The organism is Streptomyces sp. NPDC002092 (assembly GCF_053593775.1).
This window is the reverse complement of sequence record NZ_JBSFDG010000004.1, coordinates 89,189-111,782: the sequence shown is the minus strand read 5'-3', so window position 1 is coordinate 111,782 and position 22,594 is coordinate 89,189. Positions and strand designations below refer to the sequence as shown.

The 22,594-nt window shown below is 71.3% G+C and carries 24 protein-coding genes; 7 read left to right on the top strand and 17 right to left on the bottom strand.

The genetic code is table 11. The annotated features are described in order from the left end of the window. Window positions 1-52: 52 nt before the first annotated feature. The 3 genes from ACWCRD_RS10615 to ACWCRD_RS10605 form a co-directional block, all read right to left on the bottom strand. Window positions 53-1,015, bottom strand: a complete 963-nt coding sequence (locus ACWCRD_RS10615; RefSeq protein ID WP_450965824.1) for an LCP family protein — start codon at window positions 1,013-1,015, stop codon at window positions 53-55. Between the two features lie 155 nt (window positions 1,016-1,170). Next, a complete protein-coding gene (locus tag ACWCRD_RS10610) occupies window positions 1,171-2,544 on the bottom strand; it encodes an endo-1,4-beta-xylanase (protein WP_450965492.1) in 1,374 nt (457 codons plus the stop codon). A 112-nt stretch (window positions 2,545-2,656) separates the two neighbouring features. Then, window positions 2,657-3,718, bottom strand: coding sequence for a LacI family DNA-binding transcriptional regulator (locus tag ACWCRD_RS10605; protein ID WP_450965491.1), 1,062 nt, complete (start codon window positions 3,716-3,718; stop codon window positions 2,657-2,659). 152 nt (window positions 3,719-3,870) lie between these two features. Between ACWCRD_RS10605 and ACWCRD_RS10600 the strand changes: the two genes are divergently transcribed. Next, complete coding sequence (locus ACWCRD_RS10600) at window positions 3,871-6,174, top strand: beta-xylosidase/alpha-l-arabinosidase (protein ID WP_450965490.1); 2,304 nt, start codon at window positions 3,871-3,873, stop codon at window positions 6,172-6,174. A 28-nt stretch (window positions 6,175-6,202) separates the two neighbouring features. After that, on the top strand, window positions 6,203-6,718 hold the full coding sequence (locus tag ACWCRD_RS10595) for a hypothetical protein (protein ID WP_450965489.1): 516 nt from the start codon (window positions 6,203-6,205) through the stop codon (window positions 6,716-6,718). On the opposite strand, the gene ACWCRD_RS10590 is transcribed toward ACWCRD_RS10595, so the two are convergent. Genes ACWCRD_RS10590 through tsaB form a run of 4 tightly spaced genes read right to left on the bottom strand, consistent with a single transcriptional unit; the run spans window position 6,669 to window position 9,199 of the window. Continuing rightward, window positions 6,669-6,926, bottom strand: a complete 258-nt coding sequence (locus tag ACWCRD_RS10590; RefSeq protein WP_450965488.1) for a hypothetical protein — start codon at window positions 6,924-6,926, stop codon at window positions 6,669-6,671. The two genes, ACWCRD_RS10595 and ACWCRD_RS10590, sit on opposite strands and share 50 nt — an antisense overlap. Further along, window positions 6,923-8,020: a tRNA (adenosine(37)-N6)-threonylcarbamoyltransferase complex transferase subunit TsaD gene (tsaD, locus tag ACWCRD_RS10585; RefSeq protein ID WP_450965487.1), complete on the bottom strand. Its 1,098-nt coding sequence runs from the start codon at window positions 8,018-8,020 to the stop codon at window positions 6,923-6,925. Before tsaD ends, ACWCRD_RS10590 begins: the two co-directional genes overlap by 4 nt. After that, window positions 8,013-8,546 (bottom strand): ribosomal protein S18-alanine N-acetyltransferase, encoded by a 534-nt coding sequence (rimI, locus tag ACWCRD_RS10580; protein WP_450965486.1) that lies wholly within the window; start codon window positions 8,544-8,546, stop codon window positions 8,013-8,015. The genes tsaD and rimI overlap by 8 nt, the downstream gene beginning before the upstream one ends. After that, window positions 8,543-9,199: a tRNA (adenosine(37)-N6)-threonylcarbamoyltransferase complex dimerization subunit type 1 TsaB gene (tsaB, locus tag ACWCRD_RS10575; protein WP_450965485.1), complete on the bottom strand. Its 657-nt coding sequence runs from the start codon at window positions 9,197-9,199 to the stop codon at window positions 8,543-8,545. Before tsaB ends, rimI begins: the two co-directional genes overlap by 4 nt. Before the next feature lie 272 nt (window positions 9,200-9,471). Between tsaB and ACWCRD_RS10570 the strand changes: the two genes are divergently transcribed. Next, the gene (locus ACWCRD_RS10570) at window positions 9,472-10,026 is read left to right on the top strand and encodes a hypothetical protein (protein ID WP_450965484.1); all 555 of its coding nucleotides are present in this window, start codon (window positions 9,472-9,474) and stop codon (window positions 10,024-10,026) included. Between the two features lie 9 nt (window positions 10,027-10,035). On the opposite strand, the gene ACWCRD_RS10565 is transcribed toward ACWCRD_RS10570, so the two are convergent. The 8 genes from ACWCRD_RS10565 to ACWCRD_RS10530 all read right to left on the bottom strand — a co-directional run bounded on the left by ACWCRD_RS10565 (window position 10,036) and on the right by ACWCRD_RS10530 (window position 16,529). After that, window positions 10,036-10,209, bottom strand: coding sequence for a hypothetical protein (locus ACWCRD_RS10565; protein ID WP_450965483.1), 174 nt, complete (start codon window positions 10,207-10,209; stop codon window positions 10,036-10,038). A 150-nt stretch (window positions 10,210-10,359) separates the two neighbouring features. Then, on the bottom strand, window positions 10,360-10,893 hold the full coding sequence (tsaE, locus tag ACWCRD_RS10560; RefSeq protein ID WP_450965482.1) for a tRNA (adenosine(37)-N6)-threonylcarbamoyltransferase complex ATPase subunit type 1 TsaE: 534 nt from the start codon (window positions 10,891-10,893) through the stop codon (window positions 10,360-10,362). After that, the gene (locus tag ACWCRD_RS10555; RefSeq protein WP_450965481.1) at window positions 10,859-12,109 is read right to left on the bottom strand and encodes an alpha/beta fold hydrolase; all 1,251 of its coding nucleotides are present in this window, start codon (window positions 12,107-12,109) and stop codon (window positions 10,859-10,861) included. Before ACWCRD_RS10555 ends, tsaE begins: the two co-directional genes overlap by 35 nt. A 173-nt stretch (window positions 12,110-12,282) precedes the next feature. Continuing rightward, complete coding sequence (gene alr / locus ACWCRD_RS10550; RefSeq protein ID WP_450965480.1) at window positions 12,283-13,452, bottom strand: alanine racemase; 1,170 nt, start codon at window positions 13,450-13,452, stop codon at window positions 12,283-12,285. A gap of 62 nt (window positions 13,453-13,514) precedes the next feature. Next, entirely contained in the window at window positions 13,515-14,318 is an 804-nt protein-coding gene (locus ACWCRD_RS10545; protein ID WP_450965479.1) for a L,D-transpeptidase family protein, read from the bottom strand. Window positions 14,319-14,485: 167 nt separating this feature from the next. After that, window positions 14,486-15,958 (bottom strand): NAD(P)H-hydrate dehydratase, encoded by a 1,473-nt coding sequence (locus ACWCRD_RS10540; RefSeq protein ID WP_450965478.1) that lies wholly within the window; start codon window positions 15,956-15,958, stop codon window positions 14,486-14,488. A gap of 16 nt (window positions 15,959-15,974) precedes the next feature. Continuing rightward, window positions 15,975-16,346, bottom strand: a complete 372-nt coding sequence (locus tag ACWCRD_RS10535; RefSeq protein WP_450965477.1) for a holo-ACP synthase — start codon at window positions 16,344-16,346, stop codon at window positions 15,975-15,977. A 9-nt stretch (window positions 16,347-16,355) separates the two neighbouring features. Then, window positions 16,356-16,529: a hypothetical protein gene (locus ACWCRD_RS10530; RefSeq protein WP_450965476.1), complete on the bottom strand. Its 174-nt coding sequence runs from the start codon at window positions 16,527-16,529 to the stop codon at window positions 16,356-16,358. On the opposite strand from ACWCRD_RS10530, the gene ACWCRD_RS10525 reads away from it, so the two are divergent. Continuing rightward, the gene (locus ACWCRD_RS10525; RefSeq protein ID WP_450965475.1) at window positions 16,522-16,731 is read left to right on the top strand and encodes a DUF397 domain-containing protein; all 210 of its coding nucleotides are present in this window, start codon (window positions 16,522-16,524) and stop codon (window positions 16,729-16,731) included. The genes ACWCRD_RS10530 and ACWCRD_RS10525 overlap by 8 nt on opposite strands. Here ACWCRD_RS10525 and glmS read toward each other — a convergent pair. Then, the gene (gene glmS / locus ACWCRD_RS10520; RefSeq protein WP_450965474.1) at window positions 16,692-18,539 is read right to left on the bottom strand and encodes a glutamine--fructose-6-phosphate transaminase (isomerizing); all 1,848 of its coding nucleotides are present in this window, start codon (window positions 18,537-18,539) and stop codon (window positions 16,692-16,694) included. The genes ACWCRD_RS10525 and glmS overlap by 40 nt on opposite strands. 412 nt (window positions 18,540-18,951) lie before the next feature. Between glmS and ACWCRD_RS10515 the strand changes: the two genes are divergently transcribed. From ACWCRD_RS10515 to ACWCRD_RS10505, 3 genes are all read left to right on the top strand, one after another. Continuing rightward, window positions 18,952-19,899 (top strand): CbrC family protein, encoded by a 948-nt coding sequence (locus ACWCRD_RS10515; protein WP_450965473.1) that lies wholly within the window; start codon window positions 18,952-18,954, stop codon window positions 19,897-19,899. Between the two features lie 80 nt (window positions 19,900-19,979). Beyond that, window positions 19,980-20,969 (top strand): type I pantothenate kinase, encoded by a 990-nt coding sequence (gene coaA / locus ACWCRD_RS10510; protein ID WP_450965472.1) that lies wholly within the window; start codon window positions 19,980-19,982, stop codon window positions 20,967-20,969. Between the two features lie 51 nt (window positions 20,970-21,020). Continuing rightward, window positions 21,021-21,968, top strand: coding sequence for a DUF389 domain-containing protein (locus ACWCRD_RS10505; protein WP_450965471.1), 948 nt, complete (start codon window positions 21,021-21,023; stop codon window positions 21,966-21,968). On the opposite strand, the gene ACWCRD_RS10500 is transcribed toward ACWCRD_RS10505, so the two are convergent. Further along, on the bottom strand, window positions 21,965-22,495 hold the full coding sequence (locus tag ACWCRD_RS10500; protein WP_450965470.1) for a hypothetical protein: 531 nt from the start codon (window positions 22,493-22,495) through the stop codon (window positions 21,965-21,967). The two genes, ACWCRD_RS10505 and ACWCRD_RS10500, sit on opposite strands and share 4 nt — an antisense overlap. Window positions 22,496-22,594: the final 99 nt, after the last annotated feature.

Here is a 22,594-nt window from a genome sequence, read left to right as displayed (position 1 = left end):
CCCGCTGGTTGCAGCAACCGCCCAGTTTTTCGGTGAACACGTCAGCGAGGGCTCAGCGGAGCGACTCCCAGAGTTCGCTCGCCGCGGGCTCCTTCGCCACCACCCGGTTGGGGTCCGAGGGCGCGGTCACCACCGGCATCATCACCGTCCTCACCCGGTCCGCGGACAGGCCCTTCAGGCTCTCGCCGAGGCCGACCAGTTCGCTCAGCGAGTCCAGGCCGGTGTCGGTGGTCAGGCTGCTGGTCACCGCCTCGGCCACCGTGTACAGCTTGGCGGGGTCGGTGAACAGGTTCGTCGAGGAGATCTGCTCCAGCAGCGCCTTCACCAGCTTCTGCTGCAGGCCTATGCGGCCCAGGTCGCTGCCGTCGCCTATGCCGTGCCGGGTGCGGGCCAGGGCCAGGGCCTGCTTGCCGTTCAGGGTGTGGGTGCCCGACTTCAGGTGAAGGTGGCTGTCGTCGTCGTCGATGTCCTGGTCTGTGGTCACGGTGACCCCGCCGAGTGCGTTCACCAGCTTCGCGAAGCCCGAGAAGTCGATCTCGATGTAGTGGTCCATGCGGACGTTCGTGATCGACTCGACCGTCTTCACGGCGCACACCGCGCCGCCCACCGAATAGGCGCTGTTGAACATCGTGTTGTACGCCACCGCCGTCGACCCGCCGGACTTCAGCGGGCAGGACGGACGCGTGACGAGCGTGTCGCGCGGGATGCTGGCCACAGTGGCCTTCTTCCGGCCCGCGTCGATGTGCACGACCATCGCCGTGTCGGAGCGGGCGCCCGAGCTGTCGCCCCCGCCGAGCGCCTGGTTCTCCTTGCCGCTGCGCGAGTCCGAGCCCAGCACCAGGATGTTCAGGGAGCCGGTCGGGAGAGGGGATGCGGACGGCGAGGGTGTGATCACCGCCTTCGCGGGGCGGTCGTCGCCCAGTGCCTGGTTGATGTCGACGCTCTTGATGTTGTGGTCGAGGTGCCAGTACGCCCAGCCCGCCGCACCCGCGCCCAGCACCAGCAGGCCCGCCATGGTGAGGCCGGCGATCTTCAGTGCTTTCGACCGCCGGCCCCTGGGTCTGCCCGCGTCCGCGCTGTCATCGAGTCCCGTCACGGACAGGAACGTAAGTCCGAATTATTAGGGGATTGTTAGTGACGACGGCGTGAAACGGTTTTCTTCGGAAATTCTCACGCTCCGGCCAGCGTCACCGTCGGCACCGGATTGCTGCCGCTCCAGGACCCGTTGAACCCGAAGCTCACCGAACCGCCGTCCGGCACCGAGCCGTTGTAGGAGGCGTTCGTGCAGGTGACCGCCGTACCCGACTGACTGCAGGTGGCGTTCCAGGCCTGGGTGATCTGCTGGCCCGCGCCGAACGTCCAGTTCGCCTTCCAGGACGACAGCGAGGCGCCCGAGCAGGCGATCGTCACCTGGCCGGTGAACCCGGTGTTCCACTGGCTGGTCACGCTGTACGTCGCCGTGCAGGCACCGGTGGGCGGCGGGGTCGTCGTACCGCCGAGGGCCTCCGCGACCGCGCGGTACGCCGGTTTCGGCGCGTAGTTCTCGTCGTACGGTGTCGCCGCCCCATAGCCCGGGAAGGTGCCCGGCACCCAGGAGTCGGAGTCGGTGAAGCCCCAGACGGTGACGCCCGCGCACCGGGTGACCGCCACACAGGCGCTCAGCACCGACTTGTAGTCGGCGGCCTGCTGAGCGAGCTTCGTGCTGTCCGCCGGGAGCGCCATGCGCACGTCCAGCTCGGTGATCGACACGTCGACGCCGAGGTCGGCGAAGCGCTGGATGTTCTGCTGCAAGGACGAGGGCACCTGACCGATGATCAGATGCGCCTGCAGGCCCACGCCGTCGATCGGGACGCCGCGGCTCTTGAGGTCCTTCACCAGGTTGTACAGGGCGGTCGACTTCGCGTCGACGCCCTCGACGTTGTAGTCGTTGATGTACAGCTTGGCGGCCGGGTCGGCGGCATGCGCCCAGGTCAGGGCGTTGGTGATGTAGTCGGCGCCGAGGGTGTCGTACCAGAGGTCCGAGCGATAGGTCCCGTCCTCGTTGAAGGGCTCGTTGACCACGTCCCAGGCGGTGATCTTTCCCTTGTAGCGGCCGACCTCGGTGGTGATGTGATTCTGCAGGAGGCTGCCGAGCTGGGCCGCCGTCCAGTTGCCGTTGGTCAGCCAGCTGGGGTTCTGGTTGTGCCAGACCAGGGTGTGGCCGCGCACCTGCTGGTGGTGGGCCTGCGCGAAGGCGACGATCTGGTCGGCCTCCGTCCAGTCGAAGCTGCCCCGGGTGGGCTCGACCGAGCCCCACTTCATGGCGTTTCCGGGGGTCAGCGAGTTGAACTGCGCCCCGGCGAGGTCGCCGTACGTCCCGGTGAGCTTGGAACCGGTCACCGCCGTGCCGATGACCTTGCCCTTGGCGGCGGCGAGGTCGCGCAGCGGGGTGTCGGCGGCGTGCGCCGCGGGCGCAGTGAACAGCAGCGCGGCGCCGGTGGCGAGAGCCGCCAGGAATGAGCCTGTTCTCAGAGAAGTGCTCAGAGATGTTCTCAGAGATCTCATCGCGGAGTGCCTCCGAAAGTTTCGGTCGTCCAACCGATTGGCTTCGGAGGAGTGTGGAGGCGGCCGTACCACCCGTCAATACGTCAACTTCCGGCCGCCCGGGGCACGTACGTCACGCCGGCGGCGGTGCCGTGCTGCTGCGTACGACCAGGCTGGTCGCCAGTTCCACCCGGGTCGCCGCCGGCGCCTGGTCCTCCCGCCCCAGGTCGAGGACGAGCCTGGCCGCCGCCTCGGCCATCTCCGTCAGCGGCTGCCGTACGGAGGTCAGCGGCGGCCCCACCCAGCGCGCGACGGGCAGATCGTCGAAGCCGACCACGCTCAGGTCCTCGGGGATGCGCAGGCCCAGTTCCCGCGCGGCCTCGTACAGGCCGAGCGCCTGGAGGTCGTTGAGGGCGAAGACGGCGGTGGGCCGGTCCGGGCGGCGCAGCAGCTCCAGGCCCTGCCGGTAGCCGGCCTCGTGATGGAAGTCGCCGGTCGCGATCAGCGCCGGGTCGACCGGCAGGCCCGCGGTCTCCAGCGCGGCCCGGTAGCCGTCGACGCGGGCACGGCTGCACATCATGCGGGACGGTCCCGTTATGGCGCCGATGCGGGTGTGGCCGAGTTCGATCAGGTGCCGGGTGGCGGCCAGACCGCCCTGCCAGTTGGTCGCGCCGATCGAGGGGACGTCGACGCCGGGGTCGCCGGCCGGGTCCATCACCACGAACGGGATGGAGCGGCTGGTCAGCAGTGCCCGCTGGGACTCGTCGAGCCCGGACAGCACCAGGATCACGCCGTGCGGGCGGCGGGCGGCGACCTGGTCCGCCCAGGTCCGCCCGGGCGTCAGCCGCCCGGCGCTCTCGCTCAGCACCACGCTGAGCCCTGCGTCCCGGGCCACGTTCTCCACGCCCCGGATGACCTCCATCGCCCACGCGCTCTCCAGCTCGTGGAAGACCAGGTCGATCAGGGGCGAGCGGCTCGCCTCGGCTCGTCGGCGCCGATAGCCGTGGGCGCGCAGCAGTTCCTCGACGCGGTTGCGGGTGGCCGGGGCCACGTCCGCGCGGCCGTTGAGGACCTTCGAAACAGTCGGCGCGGAAACGCCGGCCTCGCGGGCGATCTCGGCGAGCGTCGCGGTCTGCGCCGACCGGCCCGCCGTCGGGGTTGTCGTCCGCGTTTCAACGGGCTCCGGGGGTGTCATGGCGGCGATCGTATCCCTGCACGACCTCTTGACGAAGCCTTCGGACCGGCCTAGGTTCCCGGAACATTCGATATACATAACGAAACATTCGTCGCCAGAGTTTGCCAGCGTCCGTGAGAGGGCCCCACCCACTCGACCAGAGCAGGAGTTTCATGACCACCGCCCCCTGGCGTGACCCCGCCCTGCCCGCCGCCGCCCGCGTCGACGACCTCCTCTCCCGGATGACCCTCGAGGAGAAGACCGCCCAGCTGTACGGCGTGTGGGTGGGCGCCGCCACGGACGGCGACGGAGTCGCCCCCCTGCAGAGCGAGATGACCGCCGAGTACGACTGGGACGAGCTGATCACCCACGGCCTGGGCCAGCTCACCCGCTCCTACGGCACCGCCCCCGTGGACCCGGCGCTGGGCGCGCAGGCACTGGCCCGCGCCCAGCGCCGTATCGCCGAGGCGGGCCGGTTCGGGATCCCGGCCGTGGCGCACGAGGAGTGTCTGGCCGGGTTCACGGCCTGGGGCGCCACCGCCTATCCCGTCCCGCTGGCCTGGGGCGCGAGCTTCGATCCGCCGCTGGTCGAGGAGATGGCCCGCGCCATCGGCGGCGACCTGCGCACGGCCGGCGTGCACCAGGGCCTCGCCCCGGTCCTGGACGTCGTACGGGATCCGCGCTGGGGCCGGGTCGAGGAGACGATCGGCGAGGACCCGTACCTGGTGGGCACGATCGGGGCGGCCTATGTGCGCGGCCTGGAGTCCGCCGGGATCGTCGCCACGCTCAAGCACTTCGCCGGGTACGCGTCCTCGGCGGGCGCCCGCAATCTCGCGCCCGTGCGGGCCGGCATCCGCGAGTTCGCGGACGTGACCCTGCCGCCGTTCGAGCTGGCGCTGCGTGAGGGCGGCGCCCGCTCGGTCATGGCGGCGTACACCGACACGGACGGCATCCCGGCCTCCGCGGACCCGTCCCTGCTGACGGAACTCCTGCGGGAGCAGTGGGGGTTCACCGGCACGGTGGTCGCGGACTACTTCGGCATCGGCTTCCTGGAGACCCTGCACCGGGTGGCGGGCTCCCCCGCCGAGGCGGCGCACGCGGCGCTGGCGGCCGGCATCGACGTGGAGCTGCCGACGCTCAAGTGCTACGGAAAGCCGCTGCTGGAGGCGGTACGGGCGGGCGCGGTACCGGAGTCGCTGGTGGACCGCGCGGCCCGCCGGGTGCTGCTCCAGAAGTGCGAGCTGGGCCTCCTGGACGAGGGCTGGGACCCCGAGCCCGCCGCCGTGATCGACCTGGACTCGGCCGCGAACCGGGCCCTGGCCCGCCGGCTGGCCGAGGAGTCGGTGGTGCTCCTGGACAACCCGTCCGGGGTCCTTCCGCTCCCGCCCGACACCCGTGTCGCGGTGGTCGGGCCGCGCGCGGCCGACGCGCTGGCGATGCTCGGCTGCTACTCCTTCCCGTCCCACGTCCTGGCCCACCACCCGGACGTTCCCATGGGCGTGGAGATCCCGACCGTCCTGGAGGCGCTGCGGGCCGAACTGCCGGACGCCAAGGTGACGTTCGCTCAGGGCTGCGACACCTCGGACCCGGACCTGTCGGGGATCGAGGAGGCGGTGGCGCGGACCGCCGAGGCCGACCTGTGCGTGGCGGTCCTCGGCGACCGGGCGGGCCTGTTCGGCCGCGGTACCTCGGGCGAGGGCTGCGATGTGACGGACCTCCGGCTCCCGGGCGTGCAGGGCGACCTGCTGGACGCGCTGGTCGCCACCGGGGTCCCCGTGGTCCTCGTGCTGCTCACCGGCCGCCCGTACGCGCTGGGTCGCTGGCACGGCCGGCTGGCCGCGGTGGTGCAGGCGTTCTTCCCCGGGGAGGAGGGCGGCCCGGCGGTGGCGGGAGTGCTGTCGGGCCGCGTGAACCCCTCGGGCCGCCTCCCGGTGAGCGTCCCGCGGCTCCCCGGAGGCCAGCCGTGGACGTACCTCCAGCCCCCGCTGGGCCTCGCGGGCGAGGTCAGCAACCTCGACCCGACCCCGCTGTACCCCTTCGGCCACGGCTGCTCATACACGACGTTCGCCTGGGATTGCGAGTCCGCCGGGGCGGAGATCGGCACGGACGGCTCGTACGACGTGGCGGTCACCGTCCGCAACACGGGCGAGCGGGCGGGCGCGGAGGTCGTCCAGCTGTACTTGCACGACCCGGTGGCCTCGGTGACCCGCCCGGACGTGCGCCTGATCGGCTACCGGCGGCTGGAGCTGGACCCGGGGGAGGCCTCCCGGGTCACCTTCCATTTCCACACCGACCTCTCGGCGTTCACCGACCGTTCGGGCCGCCGGGTGGTCGAACCGGGCGCCCTCGAACTACGGTTGGCCGCGTCGAGCGCAGAGGTACGACACACGGCTCGCCTCCAGCTCACCGGCCCGGTGCGGGTGCTCGGCAGCGAGCGGCGGATGTGCTGCGAGACGGAGGTGTCGGGGGCCGAGTGACCCCGGGCCGAGGAACCCGGGGGATGCGATGGTCAGATACGTGCGCCACGAACTGGCGTCAGGTGCGGCGAAGCTGGCCGGGATCCTGGCCGGTACGGCGGTGGCGGTCGGCACGCGGGAGAGCCGGCAGTGGTCGGCCGCCGACACGGCGAACGCGGCGATCGTGGCGGTCGTGGCGGTCGCGTTCCTGGTCGTCGCGGCACTCGTGCGCTCCACCCGTTTCGGCCACCGACGGGACTTCGAGTCCGCGGGCCCGTTGCCGGAGGCCGACCGGGCGTCCGCCGGCGGAGAGACCGTGGGGCGCTCGGTCTTCCTCTTCGTGCTGGCGGCCGGCCTCGTCTACGTCTCGTCCGACATCTGGGTCTTCGTTCTGCTGGTGGCGTCGGACTACCTGGCCAAGGCGGCTGTCGGCGGCCTCTGGCAACGCCGGCACGGGAAGCTGCTGTGGCAGGTGTCCGACGAGGACGGGGAGCGGCAGCTGGCGTACTCGCCCCTCAGCCCTCCCCCACCGACTCGAACCGCCACCGATGCACCGCCCGCATGACCAACTCGCCGTCCGGCTCGGGCAGTTCGGGCAGCTCGGCGTCGGGGGCCGCGTCCCACCAGGTGATGACGAGGACGCGGTCCTGCGGAGCCCGGAAGGTCTCCCGGCGCACCGGTCGCACCGGGAGTTCCTGCGCCCGCGCCCAGGCGAGCAGCTCCTCGCCCCGGCCCTCGGCCGCCCGCGCCTCCCACATCAACGCGACCGTCACGGGTACAGGTTCTCCTTGCCGACCTCGTGGACGTGATCGTGGTCGTGCGTGTGCCCGGGCACATGCGCCTCGGTCACCGGCAGCGAAGAGTCGGCGGACAGGTCCCAGTCGGAAGCCGCCCGGTTGCGGGCCACCAGCTCGGCGCCGAGCGCCGCCACCATCGCCCCGTTGTCGGTGCACAACTTCGGCCGCGGCACCCGCAGTCGGATGCCGGCCGCCTCGCACCGCTCCTGCGCCAGCGCCCGCAGCCGGGAGTTGGCGGCCACCCCGCCGCCGATCATCAGATGCCCGACGCCCTCGTCCTTGCAGGCCCGCACGGCCTTGCGGGTCAGCACGTCGACGACCGCCTCCTGGAAGGAGGCCGCCACGTCCCGCACCGGCACCTCCTCGCCCGCCGCCCGCTTGGCCTCGATCCAGCGGGCCACGGCGGTCTTCAGCCCGGAGAAGGAGAAGTCGTACGCGGGGTCGCGCGGACCGGTCAGCCCGCGTGGGAAAGCGATCGCCGAGGGGTCGCCCTCGCGTGCGTAGCGGTCGATGACCGGGCCGCCGGGGAAGCCGAGGTTCAGCACCCGGGCGATCTTGTCGAAGGCCTCGCCGGCCGCGTCGTCGATGGTCGCGCCCAGGGGACGTACGTCCGAGGTGATGTCCGTCGACAGCAGCAGCGAGCTGTGCCCGCCCGACACCAGCAGCGCCATCGTCGGCTCGGGCAGTGCGCCGTGCTCCAGCTGGTCCACGCAGATGTGGGAGGCGAGGTGGTTCACGCCGTAGAGCGGCTTGCCCAGTGCGTACGCATACGCCTTCGCCGCCGACACGCCGACCAGCAGGGCACCGGCCAGACCGGGACCGGCGGTGACCGCGATGCCGTCCAGGTCCCTCGCGCTCACCCCCGCCTCCTTCAGCGCGCGGTCGATGGTCGGCACCATCGCCTCCAGGTGCGCCCGGGAGGCGACCTCCGGGACGACGCCGCCGAAGCGGGCGTGCTCGTCGACGCTGGAGGCGACGGCGTCGGCCAGCAGGGTGGTGCCCCGGACGATGCCGACGCCGGTCTCGTCGCAGGAGGTCTCGATTCCCAGGACCAGGGGTTCGTCAGCCATGGATCTCGGTTTCTCGTTCGGAAGTCGGTCCCGCGGCGGGGCCGCTGTCGGATTGCGTGGTCAGCCGCATCACCAGGGCGTCCACATTGCCGGGCTGGTAGTAGCCGCGCCGGAAGCCGATGGCCTCGAAGCCGAAGCGCTCGTAGAGCTTCTGGGCGCGGATGTTGTCGATGCGGCACTCCAGCATCACTTCGGCGCACTCGAACGCGGTGGCGGCCCGCAGCAGCTCGGCGAGGAGCCGTCCGCCGAGGCCGGTGCCCCACTGCTCGCGGGTGACGGCGATGGTCTGGATGTCGGCAAGGTCCCCGGAGGCGGCGAGGCCCGCGTACCCGACGACCCGCCCCTCGCCGTCCTCGGCGACGACATAGCGGCGGGTCGCCTCGGCGCCGCGGGAGTGGGCGAGTTCCGACCAGAACATGCCGCGGGACCAGGCGTCCTCGGGAAAGAGGTCCTTCTCCAGTTCGAGCACGCGGTCGATGTCCCACCAGCGCATCTCGCGCAGTCGAGAGGTCACGGGTTCGGTCACTTCGGGGTGACCACCTTGTAGTTCTTGGGGACCTGGGCGTCCGGGCGGCGCAGGTACAGCGGCCGGGCCTCGGGCAGTTCCTCGCCCTTGGCCAGCCGCTCGGCGGCCAGACTCGCGAGCGCGGCGGCCGACACGTGCTCCGGTTCGTGCGCGTTCGGGAAGGTGTCCGGGTACAGCAGCGCGCCCGCGCCGACGGCGGGCAGGCCCGCCACCCGGTCGGCGATGTCGGCGGGCCGGTCGACGGCGGGGTCGGCCAGCCGGGTCCGGGAGTCCGCGTAGCGCGCCCAGTAGACCTCCTTGCGCCGGGCGTCGGTCGCCACGACGAAGGGGCCCTCGTCGATGTCGGCCGCGTACGCCAGACCGTCGAGCGTGCACACGCCGTGCACGGGGACACCGAGCGCGAGCCCGAAGGTGTCCGCGGTCATCAGGCCGACGCGCAGCCCGGTGTAGGGGCCGGGCCCGATGCCGACGACGATGCCGGTGACGGCGTCGAGCCCGATCCCGGCCTCGGCGAGCACCCGGTCGACGGCCGGCAGCAGCAGCTCACCGTGCCGGCGGGCGTCCACCTGGCTCGACGAGGCGATGACGTCCGTGCCGTCGTGCAGGGCGACGGTCACGGCTGGGGTTGCGGTATCCAGAGCGAGCAAGAGCACGCAAACAGCCTACGGCTCCCGGGGCCCGTGCCGGACGCCCCGTCGTCCGCCCGGAGGGGCGGACCCTACGGCGCCACGGGGTTCCGCGCGAGGTTGTTCGAACATGGCGGAGCGTGCCATGTCAAGAGGGGTGCGGGCGGGGCGTCGCGGGGCGTCGCGGGGCGTCCGACACGGGCCCCCACCTCGGGCATCGTCGCCCCGGTCAGGGGTGTACGGGCTGCTACGGTCGCCGCAAAGCATGACGTTCGAGGCGAATGGGGCAGGTGGCGACCGTGGCGAGGAGCAACTCCGGATTCGTGTTCGGGCTCACCGTGGCCGCCCTGGCCGCCGTCGGCTTCCTCGGCTACCGGGCCTCCGTGACCACACCGGCCGGCTTCGGCAAGCCGCAGGCGAGCGCCTCACCCGCCGCGGCCGTCCCGGGAGCACCCGGCGCCCAGCGCAACCCCGGCCTGCCGCCCGCCGCGTCCGGTGCCGGGGAACGCGTCGTCTACTCGGTGGGCTCCGACCGGGTCTGGCTGGTCGACGCGCGCAACCGGGTCCTGCGCAGCTTCACGGTCGCCCCGGGCAATGTCGACCCGGCGCCCGGCGTCTACGGGGTGACCTCCCGCTCGAACTCCGCCGTCGGTACCGACGGCACCGCCATCGAGCACGTGGTGCGCTTCACCAGCGTGGAAGGCGTCCCCGTCGGCTTCAGCGCGGCGGTCAGAACGTCGGCGGCGGCCTCCGACCCGTCGGTGCGCACGGGCGGGATCCGCGAGTCCCGCAAGGACGGTGCCGCGCTGTGGGAGTTCGCCACGATCGGCGCACAGGTCGCCGTGATCCCCTGAGCGGCTCGGCTACGCGGCTTCCCGATGCCGGGCGGGCGGCCCGGACACCTCGGGGTCCGGCAGTCGCGGCGGGGTCGAGACCGCGTCCGCCGCGGCGCACGACGCCAGTAGGTCGCGCATGGACACACCGGCTACGACGGCGTACGGCTTCAGCGGCTGCGCATTGCTCTCGGTGGCCGGCATGGACGCCTCCTGAGGACCCGGGGGCAGGCGTAGTTAGGTAGACCTAACTACGAACTGGGTACCATGTGACCACGCACAAGACACCGAATGCAATATCTTGCCGACGTCTTGTCGGAACGTTCACGGAATGGTGGGCCCGCCGTACGGCCGTCAGGCGGACAGCACGCTCAGGTCCCCCGCCGACCACCGCCGGCCGAGCCCGGTCACGGTCACGTGCCGTACCTCGTCGGTGGTGTCTCCGACGGCCCGGTGGATGACGACGTGCAGCCGGTCCTCGGTCAGCTCCTCGACCTTGCCCTCGCCCCACTCCACGACGATCACCGACTCGGGCAGCGAGACGTCGAGGTCGAGGTCCTCCATCTCGTCGAGCCCGCCGCCCAGGCGGTACGCGTCGACGTGCACGAGCGGCGGACCGTCGCCCAGCGAGGGATGCACACGGGCGATCACAAAGGTCGGCGAGGTGACCGCGCCCCGCACGCCGAGCCCTTCACCCAACCCGCGGGTGAGCGTCGTCTTGCCCGCGCCGAGCTCCCCGTTGAGCATCACGAGGTCGCCGGCGCGCAGCAGCTTGGCGAGGCGGCGACCCAGGTCCCGCATCTGCTCGGGGGCCGTGACGGTGATCTCCACAGAAGGCACGGAGGCCTCGGTCTCAGCCGGGTTGTGCGGTGCTGCTGGTGCTTCCATAGCCCCCCACGGTAGCTCCTGCCGGCACGGCACCCGCACGGGTGAGCAGGTCGGCCAGCCGGTCGGTGACGACCTCCGGGTGCTCCAGCATCACCAGGTGCCCTGCGTCCGGGACCAGCACCAGCTCGGCGTCCGGCAGCAGGTCGGCGATCGCCTCGCTGTGCTCGCTGGGTGTGACGAGGTCCCCGATCCCGGCCAGCACCAGCACCGGCAGGTCCGCGAAGTGCACCAGCGCCTCGGTCTTGTCGTGCTCCGTGAACGCCGGGTAGAACTCGGCGACCACGTCGATCGGCGTGCCCTCGATCATCCGCTCGGCGAACCGTGCGACGGCCGGGTCCACGTCCCGCGAGGCGAACGAGTACCGCTTGATGATCCCTGCGAACAGGTCGGCGGTCGCCCGCCGCCCCTTCTCCACCAGCGCGGCCTGCTGCCCCAGCGCCTTCAGCACTCCGGGGAGCACCCGCCGCACCGCGTTGACCCCCGCGACCGGCAGCCCGAAGTTGACCTCGCCGAGCCGCCCGGACGACGTACCGACGAAGGCGACGGCGACCACCCGCTCCCGGATCAGCTCGGGACACTGGTCGGCCAGCGCCATCACGGTCATGCCGCCCATGGAGTGCCCGACGAGCACGATGGGCCCGTCCGGCGCGGCGGCGTCGATGACGGCCTTCAGATCGCGCCCCAGCTGGTCGATGCTGACCGGCACGCCGTCCTGCACCTGCTGCACGCCCCGCCCGGAGCGCCCGTGGCTGCGCTGGTCCCAGTGCACGGTCCGTACGACCCCCCGCAGGGCCGCCCGCTGGAAGTGCCAGGAGTCCTGGTTGAGGCAGTAGCCATGGCTGAAGACGACGGTGACGGGAGCGGGCGCCTTACGGCCGAACAGCCGGCGGCGGCGCGGGCCGAGCGCGGGGACGGCGTCCGGGTCGATGTCGTCGACCTCGTAGTACAGCTCGGTCCCGTCGTCGGCCGTGGCCTTGCCGGGCGTGCCGCGCAGCGCCCCGTACGGTCCGGTCGAATCGAGCGCGAGCCGCGCCTTCTTGCGCATCCCGCGGCCGACGGTGAGCCGCTCTATGGCGACTCCGGCCGCCGCGCCCGCGGCGACCACGCCTATCGCGGCGCCCGCGATGCCGGTCGCCCTGCGCCAGTTCCCGGCCGCCCCCGTGGCGGAGGCGACGGCCGCGACGGCTGCGACGGCCTCCGCACTGCTCTCGCTCACGTACCGCTCCTCTTCGCCGGATCATTACTGCTGTTCGCTTGGTCGGGTGATGCAGGTGTTGCTTGCGTTACTCGTGTTGCCTGTTGATACCGCTGTCGATCGACTGCCCGATGTTGCTCGGCTTACGGGTGCTGCACCTGTGCCGGTCCGTGGACTGTCGCGCCTCTGTGCGGTTACCCGCTTTGTTGCTCATTCACATAGACGCGGGGAACGCGCGTTCCGATCCGCGTGACGATCTCGTACGCGATGGTGCCCGCGGCCTGCGCCCAGTCCTCGGCGGTGGGCTCGCCGCGGTCGCCGGGCCCGAACAGCACCGCTTCGGTGCCTGCCGGGGGCTCGTCCCCGCCGAGATCGACGACGAACTGGTCCATGGCGACCCGCCCGGCGACGGTCCGCCACTTGCCGCCGACCAGCACGGGGCCGGTCCCGGAGGCGTGCCGCGGAACGCCGTCGGCGTACCCCACGGGCACAAGGCCGAGGGTCGTGGCGCCGGGGGTGACGTAGTGATGCCCGTAGCTGACGCCGTGACCCCCCGGAACGTGCTTCACCAGCGCGATGGAGGCCGACAGTGTCATCACCGGACGCAGCCCGAAGTCGGCGGGGCTGCCCATCTCGGCGCTCGGGGAGATGCCGTAGAGGGCGATCCCGGTCCGCACCAGGTCGAAGTGGGCCTCGGGAAGGGTGAGCGTGGCGGGCGAGTTGGCGATGTGCCGCACCTCGGGGCGCACGCCCCGGCCCTCGGCGTAGGCGAGCATCTCGCGGAAGCGGGTGAGCTGGAGGGCGATGGAGGGGTGCCCGGGTTCGTCGGCGCACGCGAAGTGCGACCAGAGTCCGGTGATGCGTACGGTCCCCTCGGCCTCGGCGCGCAGGGCGGCCGCGACCAGCTCGGCCCAGTCCTCCCCCGGCTGACAGCCGCCCCGCCCCAGCCCGGTGTCGGCCTTGAGCTGCACGCGCGCGGGGATGCCCGCCGCCCGGGCGGCCTCGGTGACCTCGTCCAGGGCCCACATCCCGCTCACCGACACGTCGATGTCGGCCTCGACGGCCTCCCGCCAAGGTCCGCCCGGCGTCCACAGCCAGCACATGATGCGTCCGGGCAGCCCGGCGGCCCGCAGTGCGAGCGCCTCCTCGGGCGTGGCGGTCCCCAGCCATGCGGCCCCCGCCGCCACGGCGGCCCGGGCGCACGGCACGGCCCCGTGGCCGTACGCGTCGGACTTGACCACGGCCATGAGGGCAGCGCCCGGCGCGAGGGCGCGCAGGGTCCGCACGTTGGCGCGCAGGGCGGCCAGGTCGATCTCGGCGCGGGCGCGCAGGGGCGCGGTCGGGGCAGCTGCTGTCTCAGTCATGGCGCCCCCAGTGTCTCAGAGGGGTCGGACACCCCCCGAGGCACCGGCCCCCGTCCATGCGCCTACTTCCCGGGCCGGTGTCCCCACACATACACACGGTCGCCCTTCTTCAGCACCCGCCACAGCTTCCGGGCGTCGTCCAGCCGCAGATTGATGCACCCCCAGGAGCCGAGGGTGGTGTAGATGCTGTCGTGGACGCCGTGGAAGGCCTGCCCGCCGCTGAAGAACTGGGCATAGGGCATGGGCGCGTCGTAGAGCGTCGACCAGTGGTTCTTGTGCTTCCAGTAGATCTTGTGCCACCCGGTCCGGGTGGTGTGCCCGACCCGTCCGCTGCGCATCGGGACGGGCCCGTAGACCACGTCACCGCCCTTCTGCACCCAGGTCACCTGCCGGTCGAGATCGACACACGCGACCCGGTGCTTCCGCTCGGGGCACTTGTGCTTCGCGTTGGGATGGTCCTTGGCGGAGATGAGCTGCATGGTGGCCCAGGTGGCGGGCCCGGCGAACCCGATCGCGGGCTTGATCCCGTGCTGCTCCTGAAAGTCCCGGACGGCCCGGCAGTCGGCGGCCGACTGCTTCCCGTCCACCTTCAGCTTCAGCCACTTCTCGACCGCCCGCTGATAGGGCCCGGCCCGCCGGCTGCACTTCACCTTCCCGGTGGCGTCCTGGTGCGGCACGACCTCGACGAGGTCACCGTCCTCGACGGCATCCTCGTCGTCGGCGGGCCGGTGAACCGTGCTCGACCTCGGGTCCGGAGGCGAGGGCGCGGCGGAGGCCGAAAGGGCGCCGACAGGGAGGACGGTGACGGCGGCGAGCACGACCGCGACACCCTGGCAGGCGATATGCGCAAAATGTCTATTGATCATGCAATCAGAGAAACGCGCAGGGCCGACAGGCCGGGAGCGGCGCGCGGCGGGTTCACCCTTTCCGACGAGCGGCGGCCTGTGCGACGGCAGCAGCTTCAGCCGCGCCCCGAAGGGGCGCGGGGAACTGCGCGGCCGCGGCGTGGCCTTCGAGGAGTGCCGACGGTCGGTCAGTCCCGCACGTCCCGCCACGCCCCCGGAATGGCCTCGGCGACGTCGTGCGCCCCGGCCGGCGCCCCGTCGGCGGCGAACCGCCCGGCCAGCCCGTGCAGATACGCCGCCGCGCTCCCCGCGTCCAGGGCGGAGAGCCCGGACGCCAGCAGCGACCCGGCGAGCCCCGAGAGCACATCCCCACTGCCCGCGGTGGCGAGCCACGGCGTCCCGGTCGCATTGACCCGTACGACCCCGCCATTCGCATCGGCGACGAGTGTGGTGGACCCCTTGAGCAGCACGGTCGCCCCGTACCGCGAGGCGAGTTCGCGCGCCGAGGCCAGCCGCGCCCCCTCGACCTCCTCCCGCGCCACACCGAGCAGCGCGGCGGCCTCCCCTGCGTGCGGGGTCATGAGCGTGGGGGCGCTACGGGCCCGTACGGCATCCCGTTCGGCAAGCCGCAGCCCGTCCGCGTCGACGAGCACGGGCACGTCCGCCTCCAGCACCTCGGCCACGGTCGCGGCGTCGTCCCCCGCGCCGGGCCCGACCACCCACGCCTGCACCCGCCCCGCCTTCGCGGGCCCCTGGTCCGATACGAGGGTCTCCGGGAACCGCGAGACGACGGCGTCCCCGGCGGGCCCGACATACCGCACGGCTCCCGCGCCGCCCCTGAGCGCCCCGGACACGGCGAGGACAGCGGCCCCGGGATAGCGCGCGGACCCGGCGGCGATCCCGACGACCCCCCGCCGGTACTTGTCGCTCTCGGCGCCCGGCACAGGCAGCAACCGCGCCACGTCCGCGTGCTGCAGGGCCTCCAGCTCCGGCTCGGCGGGCAGCACCTCCCCGAGCCCGATGTCGACGAGCCGCACCGACCCGGCGTACTCCCGCGCGGGATCGATCAGCAGCCCGGGCTTGTGCGTCCCGAACGTGACGGTGAGATCGGCCCGGATGGCGGCACCGCGCACCTCCCCCGTATCGGCGTCGACACCGCTCGGCAGATCGACGGCGACGACGGCGGCACCGGATTCCTCGACGCACGCGGCCAACTGCGCGGCCTCGGGCCGAAGTCCACCCGACCCCCCGATCCCGACGATCCCGTCGACGACGAGATCGGCCCGAAGAACCGCCTCTTCGACGGCCCCGACCCCGGCGGAGACGGCAGCGCCGGCGCCCGCCCCGCTGCCCACGATCCGCCCTCCGGCGCGCAGCAGGGCGGCAAGTCCCCCGGGATGGGCCCGCTCGGGTGCGAGCAGCACGGCCGCAACGGCCGCCCCTCGCCGGGCGAGCCGCGCCCCGGCATACAGCGCGTCACCCCCGTTGTCGCCGCTCCCGACGAGCAGCACGACCCGACTGGCGTAGACGCGCCCGATGAGGTCGGCACAGGCAGCCGCAAGCCCCGCGGCCGCCCGCTGCATCAACGCCCCCTCGGGAAGCCGCGCCATGAGCTCCCGCTCTGCTGCCCTTACCGTCTCCACGCTGTACGCAGTACGCATGGGGTCGAGTCTGCCCTCAGCCCTCGGCGATCACCACCGCCGACGCCACCCCGGCGTCATGGCTCAGCGACACATGCCAGGACCGCACCCCCAGCTCGGCCGCCCGCGCCGCCACCGTCCCCTTCACCCGCACCCGGGGCTGCCCGCTGTCCTCGACGAACACCTCCGCATCCGTCCACAGCAGCCCGGCCGGTGCACCGAGAGCCTTGGCCAGCGCTTCCTTGGCGGCGAACCGGGCGGCGAGCGAGGCCACACCCCGACGCTCCCCGCTGGGCAGCAGCAACTCGCTCTGCAGGAAAAGCCGTTCCGCCATTCCGGGCGTCCGCTTGAGCGACGCCTCGAACCGCTCGATCTCGGCCACGTCGATACCGACCCCGATGATGCTCATTCGGGCACTCTATTCCGGGGGAGCCGCCACGCCCTCGCCGAGCAGGTCCTCGGCTCGCTCGACCGTTCCGGCCCGGCCGAGCCAGTCGTCGAGGCGAGCGAGGTCGGTACAAGTGGTGATACGCGCCCGGACATCGTCGGAGAAGGGCAGCCGCCGCACTTCCGGCAGGGCCGGGATGGACAACTGGCGGAAGTCGTCCTACTCCGGCGAGGGCGACGGCAACAGCTGCGTGGAGATCGCGAACTCCCCCACCCACGTTGCCGTCCGCGACTCAAAGACCCCGGCCAGGGCAACCCTCACCTTCCCGGCCGGAGCCTTCGCCGCCTTCCTGGACGGCGTGAGGAACTACTCCACCGTCACCGACTTCGCCAGGTTCCGCGGCTGATCCACCTCGTTGCCGCGAGCGGTCGCCAACTCACACGCGAACACCTGCAACGGCACCGTGGCCACCAGCGGCTGCAGCAGCGTCGGCGTCGCGGGGATCCGTACGAGATGGTCGGCGTACGGCACGACCGCCTCGTCGCCCTCCTCCGCGATGACGATCGTCCGCGCCCCCCGCGCCCGGATCTCCTGGATGTTGGACACGATCTTGTCGTGGAGGACGGACCGCCCCCGAGGCGAAGGCACGACCACAACAACCGGCAGATCGGGCTCGATCAACGCGATCGGCCCGTGCTTCAACTCACCCGCCGCAAACCCCTCCGCATGCATGTAGGCGAGCTCTTTCAGCTTCAGAGCCCCTTCCAGCGCGACCGGATACCCCACATGCCGCCCCAGGAACAGCACCGTGTTCTTGTCGGCGAGCGACCGCGCAAGCTCCCGTACGGGCTCCATGGTCTCCAGCACCCGTTCGACCTCACCGGAGATGTGCGACAGGTCCCGGATGACGGCCCCGATCTCGTCGCCCCACTTGGTACCGCGCACCTGCCCGAGATACAGAGCAACCAGGTAACAGGCCACAAGCTGCGTCAAGAACGCCTTGGTGGACGCGACGGCCACCTCCGGCCCCGCATGCGTGTACAGCACCGCATCCGATTCCCGAGGAATCGTCGACCCGTTGGTGTTGCAGATGGCCAGCACCTTGGAGCCCTGCTCCCGCGCATGCCGCAGCGCCATGAGCGTGTCCATGGTCTCGCCGGACTGCGAAATCGCGATGACCAGCGACCGCGCACCGAGAATCGGGTCCCGATACCGGAACTCACTCGCAAGCTCCACCTCACACGGAATCCGCGTCCAGTGCTCAATGGCGTACTTGGCGATGAGCCCGGCATGAAAGGCCGTACCGCACGCCACGATCACCACCTTGTCGACTTCCCGCAGCTCAGCGGCACTGATCCGGAGCTCGTCCAGCGTCAGCGAGCCCCCCGCGTCGATGCGCCCCAGCAGCGTGTCGGCGACCGCCTTGGGCTGCTCGGCGATCTCCTTGAGCATGAAGTAGTCGTAGCCACCCTTTTCCGCGGCGGAGGCGTCCCAGTCGACGTGGTACGAGCGCACGTCGGCCGGACGGCCGTCGAACCCCGTCACCGTCACCCCGTCGCGCCGCAGCTCGACGACCTGGTCCTGACCCAGCTCGATGGCCGACCGCGTGTGGGCGATGAACGCGGCGACATCGGAGGCCAGGAACGCCTCGCCCTCTCCCACGCCCACCACGAGCGGTGAGTTCCGCCGCGCCCCGACCACCACATCCGGCTCGTCCGCATGCACCGCGACCAGGGTGAACGCCCCCTCCAGCCGCCGGCACACCAGCCGCATCGCCTCGGCGAGATCCGCGCAGGCCGAGAACTCCTCGGCGAGCAGATGGGCGACCACCTCGGTGTCCGTCTCCGAGGCGAGGTCGTGCCCCCGCTCCTCCAACTCGGCCCGCAGCAGGGCGAAGTTCTCGATGATCCCGTTGTGGACGACGGCGACCCGCCCCGCGTTGTCCAGATGCGGATGCGCATTGGGATCCGTAGGCCCGCCATGCGTGGCCCACCGCGTATGCCCGATCCCGGTCGAGCCCGTCGGCAGCGGCCGTTCCACCAGCTCCTTCTCCAGGTTCACCAGCTTCCCGGCCTTCTTCGCTGCCGCCAGCCCACCGTCCGCCAGCACGGCGACCCCCGCCGAGTCGTACCCCCGGTACTCCAGCCGCTTCAGCCCGGCCATCACGACATCGAGCGCCGACTGCGACCCCACGTATCCCACGATTCCGCACATGGGCGGCAGCCTACGACCGGATCGCCACCAGAAAAGGTTTCCACGTGCCCGAATTCGGAACTTCTAGCGGTGGTCGGCGATCAGCTGCCTTCAGATCGGCGTGAGCCGACGCGCCATCACCCCTCATCGCTCAAAGAGGACGACTCGCACTCCTGCCATGCACCCCCGACCGCTCTGCACTGCGACAGAGGGGATGCCTACTTGCCTCCAAGGCCAGGGCCTTCCTGGATTCTGGAAAGCGGAACTCTCACTGCTGGAGCTCCCCGCCGAACTCTGACTCCCAGCGCCGGAACCGTCGGCCGTGGCCAGGCGTTCGCTGCCGGTTTCCCGGAGTCCACGGGTCTGGTCGACACGGGCAACTGAGCGACGGCCACCACCTGGACAGAAGATCCCGCCCAAGGCAAGGAGTCCCGTGAGTTACAGCATGTACGTCTGCCGATTCATCGACGGAGAACCGGTCCGCATGGACGAGACCGCGATCCGGGAGGTACTCGGCCCCGTCACAGTCGGCGGCATGCCGGCCTCAGGTCTGCCGGAATCCTGGGATCTCGAAGCCGAGGACGGAGGCGGCTCAGAGGTCTACGGCGACTCCGAACGGCTCACGTTCACCCGTTTCTCCACCGGCGCGATCCTCGACCGCGTGGCCGAACTCGCCCGCCGCGCAGGCGCAGTGGTCCTGCCCCTGGACCGCCCGGCGATCCTGCCGAGCGAGGCCGACCGGAAGCACCTGCCGCAGACGCTTCGAGCAGATGCGATCGTGGTGCCGCCCGCCTCCCTGACCGGCCAGGCAATCGCGCAGACCATCGCCCCACGGCCGGAACCTGGCCGACGGCCCGCCCTTCCGCAGTTCCCGTACCACCCGAACCCGGTGGCCACCGGTTCCGTGGCAGCCTCCGACGAGGCATGCGTGTGCTGCGGGCAGAAGCGCGGGTGGGTCTACACGGGCCCTGTCTACGCCGCCGACGGCCCGGACAGCGGCATCTGCCCGCACTGCATCGCCTTCGGGACCGCCGCCGAACGCTACGGCGCCTGCTTCAGCGACACCGTCGACGGAGACGTACCCGCGGACGTCAGGAAGGCTCTGCTGGAGCGCACCCCGGGATTCATCGCCTGGCAGTCCCCGCACTGGCTGACCCACTGCGGCGACGGCGCCGCCTACCTCGGCCGCGCCGGGGCGAGACAACTCGAGGCGTATCCGGACGCGGTCGATCACCTGCGCCGGGAGTGTGCCGAGTGGAAGTGGCCGCCCGGGCAGATAGAGGAGTTTCTCCGCTCGCTCGACAACGAGGACCAGCCGACTGCGTACCTCTTCCGATGCCGGGCCTGCGGCGCCCACCTCGCCTACGCGGACTTCTCGTGATCACGCCCCGAAAGCTAGATCACGGAACAACGTGACCGACCCCACCCCGCCACCCGTTCAAACTCCGTTAACAATGGACTGTGATCTCTCCGGTCTCCTCGACGCCCCGGAGCGCCCACCGGCCCAGGCCGGAGGCGACTCCCTACGTCGACCTCACCCGATCCGAGTGGAGCGCGCTGCGTGAGAAGACGCCGCTCCCCCTCACCGCCGAGGAGGTCGAGAAGCTGCGCGGCCTCGGTGATGTCATCGACCTCGACGAGGTGCGGGACATCTACCTCCCGCTGTCCCGGCTCCTCAACCTCTACGTCGGGGCCACCGACGGCCTCAGAGGCGCCCTGAACACCTTCCTCGGCGAACAGGGCTCCCAGTCCGGCACCCCGTTCGTGATAGGGATCGCCGGATCCGTGGCGTGCGGCAAGTCGACCGTTGCCCGTCTCCTGCAGGCCCTCCTCTCCCGCTGGCCCGAGCACCCGCGCGTGGAGCGGGTGACCACCGACGGCTTCCTGCTGCCGACCAAGGAGCTGCAGGCCCGCGGCCTGATGTCGCGCAAAGGTTTCCCCGAGTCCTACGACCGCAGGGCCCTGACCCGTTTCGTCGCCGACATCAAGGCGGGCAAGGACGAGGTCACCGCCCCCGTCTACTCCCACCTGATCTACGACATCGTTCCGGGCGAGAAGCTGGTCGTCCGCCGCCCCGACATCCTGATCGTCGAGGGCCTGAACGTCCTCCAGCCCGCCCTGCCCGGCAAGGACGGCCGCACCCGGGTCGGTCTCGCCGACTACTTCGACTTCAGCGTGTACGTCGACGCGAACGCCGAGGACGTCGAACGCTGGTACCTCAACCGGTTCAAGAAGCTGCGTCAGACGGCCTTCCAGGACCCGCACTCGTACTTCCGCAAGTACACGCAGGTGTCCGAGGAGGAGGCCCTCGAGTACGCCCGCACCCAGTGGCGCACCATCAACAAGCCCAACCTGGTGGAGAACATCGCCCCGACCCGCGGCCGCGCCACCCTGGTCGTCCGCAAGGGCCCGGACCACAAGGTCCAGCGCCTGCGGCTGCGCAAGCTGTAGACCCGCCTGTGCAGAACCTGGCTGTCAGAACCTGCCTGTTAAATAAGGCCCATGCTGCACCTGCGCCTGATCACGCCGTCCGACAAGACGGACGACGTGGTCCGCCTGATCGAGAGGACCGTCGGCACCACGCATCTCGTCGTGCTGCCGAAAGCCGCCCGCAACCCCGCCGGCGATGTCGTGATGTGCGACGTCGCACGCGAGGCCGGCGACGAACTCATCGGCGAACTCAGGGCGTTGGAGCTCGACCGCACCGGATCCATCGCCGTCGAGAACATCGACCTGTCGCTGTCGAAGCGCGCCGACAAGGCCGAGGCGGAGGCTCCCGGCGAAGGCGCGGACGCGGTGCTGTGGGAGCACCTCACCGACGCGACGCACGAGGAGTCCACGCTCTCCATCACCTACGTCGCGTTCATCACGCTCGCCACGATGATCGCGGCCTGCGGTGTCGTCCTCGACAACGCGATCCTGATCGTGGGGGCGATGGCGGTGGGCCCGGAGTTCGGCCCGCTGGCGGGGATCTGCACGGCGCTGGTGCAGCGGCATCCGCGTCTCGCCCTGCGGTCACTGATCGCGCTGCTGGCGGGTTTCGCGGTGGCGATGACGGTGACGGTGTGCTTCAGCTACTTCATGGACGCCGTCGGCCTGTTCAGCAAGGCTCAACTGGAGGGGAAGCGGCCCAACACGAACTTCATCTACGCCCCGGACTGGTTCTCCTTCGTCGTGGCGGTCCTCGCCGGAGCCGCGGGCACCCTCTCCCTGACGTCCGCCAAGTCGGGCGCCCTGGTGGGCGTCGCCATCTCCGTGACGACGGTCCCCGCCGCCGCCAACGCGGCCGTGGCCCTGATCTACAGCGACACCAACCAGGCCGGGCGTTCATCCGTGCAGCTCCTGCTGAACCTGCTCGGCATCGTCCTCGCCGGCACCCTCACACTCCTGGCCCAGAAATGGCTCTGGGCCAGGCAGCGTGAACGCACCGCGAAGGCCGGCGGCGTCTAGTGGCGCGTTTCGCAGTCCGCGGCGACGCTGTCGCCGGGGTCTGCGAACACCACGTCGGAGCCGCCGTCGCAGCTCACCGTGTCGACGGCGGGCGAGTCGCCGCTCACTCCGATGGTGTCGTTGCCGCTGCCGGTGGCCACGGTGTCGGAGCCCGTGCCGGCGTCGACGAGCGTGCGCAGCGAAACGCTTCTCCCGTCGAAGCTGTCGTTCAGGTCACCCAGCCCGATGGAGAGCTGGGAGGTGCCGGCGACGCTGCCGCAGTCGACGCTGGTGGCGGACAACCGCGTGCAACCCGGCCCCAGCGCGATGCCCGTGGAGTCCGTGAGGACCACACGACCCGTGGAGGTACTGGCGGTGACCTGGTTGGCCGCGCCTGAACGTGCGCTGAGGATCACCATGCCGAAGAGACGGAACGCGGTGGAGCCGGGGGTCTGGGCCGCGGCCGGGGTGGCGAGGGCCGGGACGGCGAGACTCGCGACCAGGACCGGAACGGCGGCTCGCTTCAGGGTGCTACTGACTGTCTTCATGGTGCCTTTCTCACTTCCGTCGGGGGAACGCCACGCGCGGGCGGCCTCGACGCCAGTGAAACAATCAGTAACCCATTCGGCACATTGTGTTACGGCTTT

What these genes read in the sequence shown, in the direction of transcription:
- ACWCRD_RS10505 (WP_450965471.1), top strand. Translation starts at nt 21,021, where the DNA reads ATGCTGCACCTGCGCCTGATCACGCCGTCCGACAAGACGGACGACGTG.
- ACWCRD_RS10540 (WP_450965478.1), bottom strand. Translation starts at nt 15,958, where the DNA reads ATGCGTACTGCGTACAGCGTGGAGACGGTAAGGGCAGCAGAGCGGGAG.
- ACWCRD_RS10500 (WP_450965470.1), bottom strand. Translation starts at nt 22,495, where the DNA reads ATGAAGACAGTCAGTAGCACCCTGAAGCGAGCCGCCGTTCCGGTCCTG.
- ACWCRD_RS10605 (WP_450965491.1), bottom strand. Translation starts at nt 3,718, where the DNA reads ATGACACCCCCGGAGCCCGTTGAAACGCGGACGACAACCCCGACGGCG.
- ACWCRD_RS10615 (WP_450965824.1), bottom strand. Translation starts at nt 1,015, where the DNA reads ATGGCGGGCCTGCTGGTGCTGGGCGCGGGTGCGGCGGGCTGGGCGTAC.
- ACWCRD_RS10545 (WP_450965479.1), bottom strand. Translation starts at nt 14,318, where the DNA reads ATGATCAATAGACATTTTGCGCATATCGCCTGCCAGGGTGTCGCGGTC.
- glmS (WP_450965474.1), bottom strand. Translation starts at nt 18,539, where the DNA reads ATGTGCGGAATCGTGGGATACGTGGGGTCGCAGTCGGCGCTCGATGTC.
- tsaE (WP_450965482.1), bottom strand. Translation starts at nt 10,893, where the DNA reads ATGGAAGCACCAGCAGCACCGCACAACCCGGCTGAGACCGAGGCCTCC.
- ACWCRD_RS10600 (WP_450965490.1), top strand. Translation starts at nt 3,871, where the DNA reads ATGACCACCGCCCCCTGGCGTGACCCCGCCCTGCCCGCCGCCGCCCGC.
- alr (WP_450965480.1), bottom strand. Translation starts at nt 13,452, where the DNA reads ATGACTGAGACAGCAGCTGCCCCGACCGCGCCCCTGCGCGCCCGCGCC.
- ACWCRD_RS10565 (WP_450965483.1), bottom strand. Translation starts at nt 10,209, where the DNA reads ATGCCGGCCACCGAGAGCAATGCGCAGCCGCTGAAGCCGTACGCCGTC.
- ACWCRD_RS10610 (WP_450965492.1), bottom strand. Translation starts at nt 2,544, where the DNA reads ATGAGATCTCTGAGAACATCTCTGAGCACTTCTCTGAGAACAGGCTCA.
- ACWCRD_RS10525 (WP_450965475.1), top strand. Translation starts at nt 16,522, where the DNA reads ATGGACAACTGGCGGAAGTCGTCCTACTCCGGCGAGGGCGACGGCAAC.
- tsaD (WP_450965487.1), bottom strand. Translation starts at nt 8,020, where the DNA reads ATGGCTGACGAACCCCTGGTCCTGGGAATCGAGACCTCCTGCGACGAG.
- ACWCRD_RS10595 (WP_450965489.1), top strand. Translation starts at nt 6,203, where the DNA reads ATGGTCAGATACGTGCGCCACGAACTGGCGTCAGGTGCGGCGAAGCTG.
- ACWCRD_RS10535 (WP_450965477.1), bottom strand. Translation starts at nt 16,346, where the DNA reads ATGAGCATCATCGGGGTCGGTATCGACGTGGCCGAGATCGAGCGGTTC.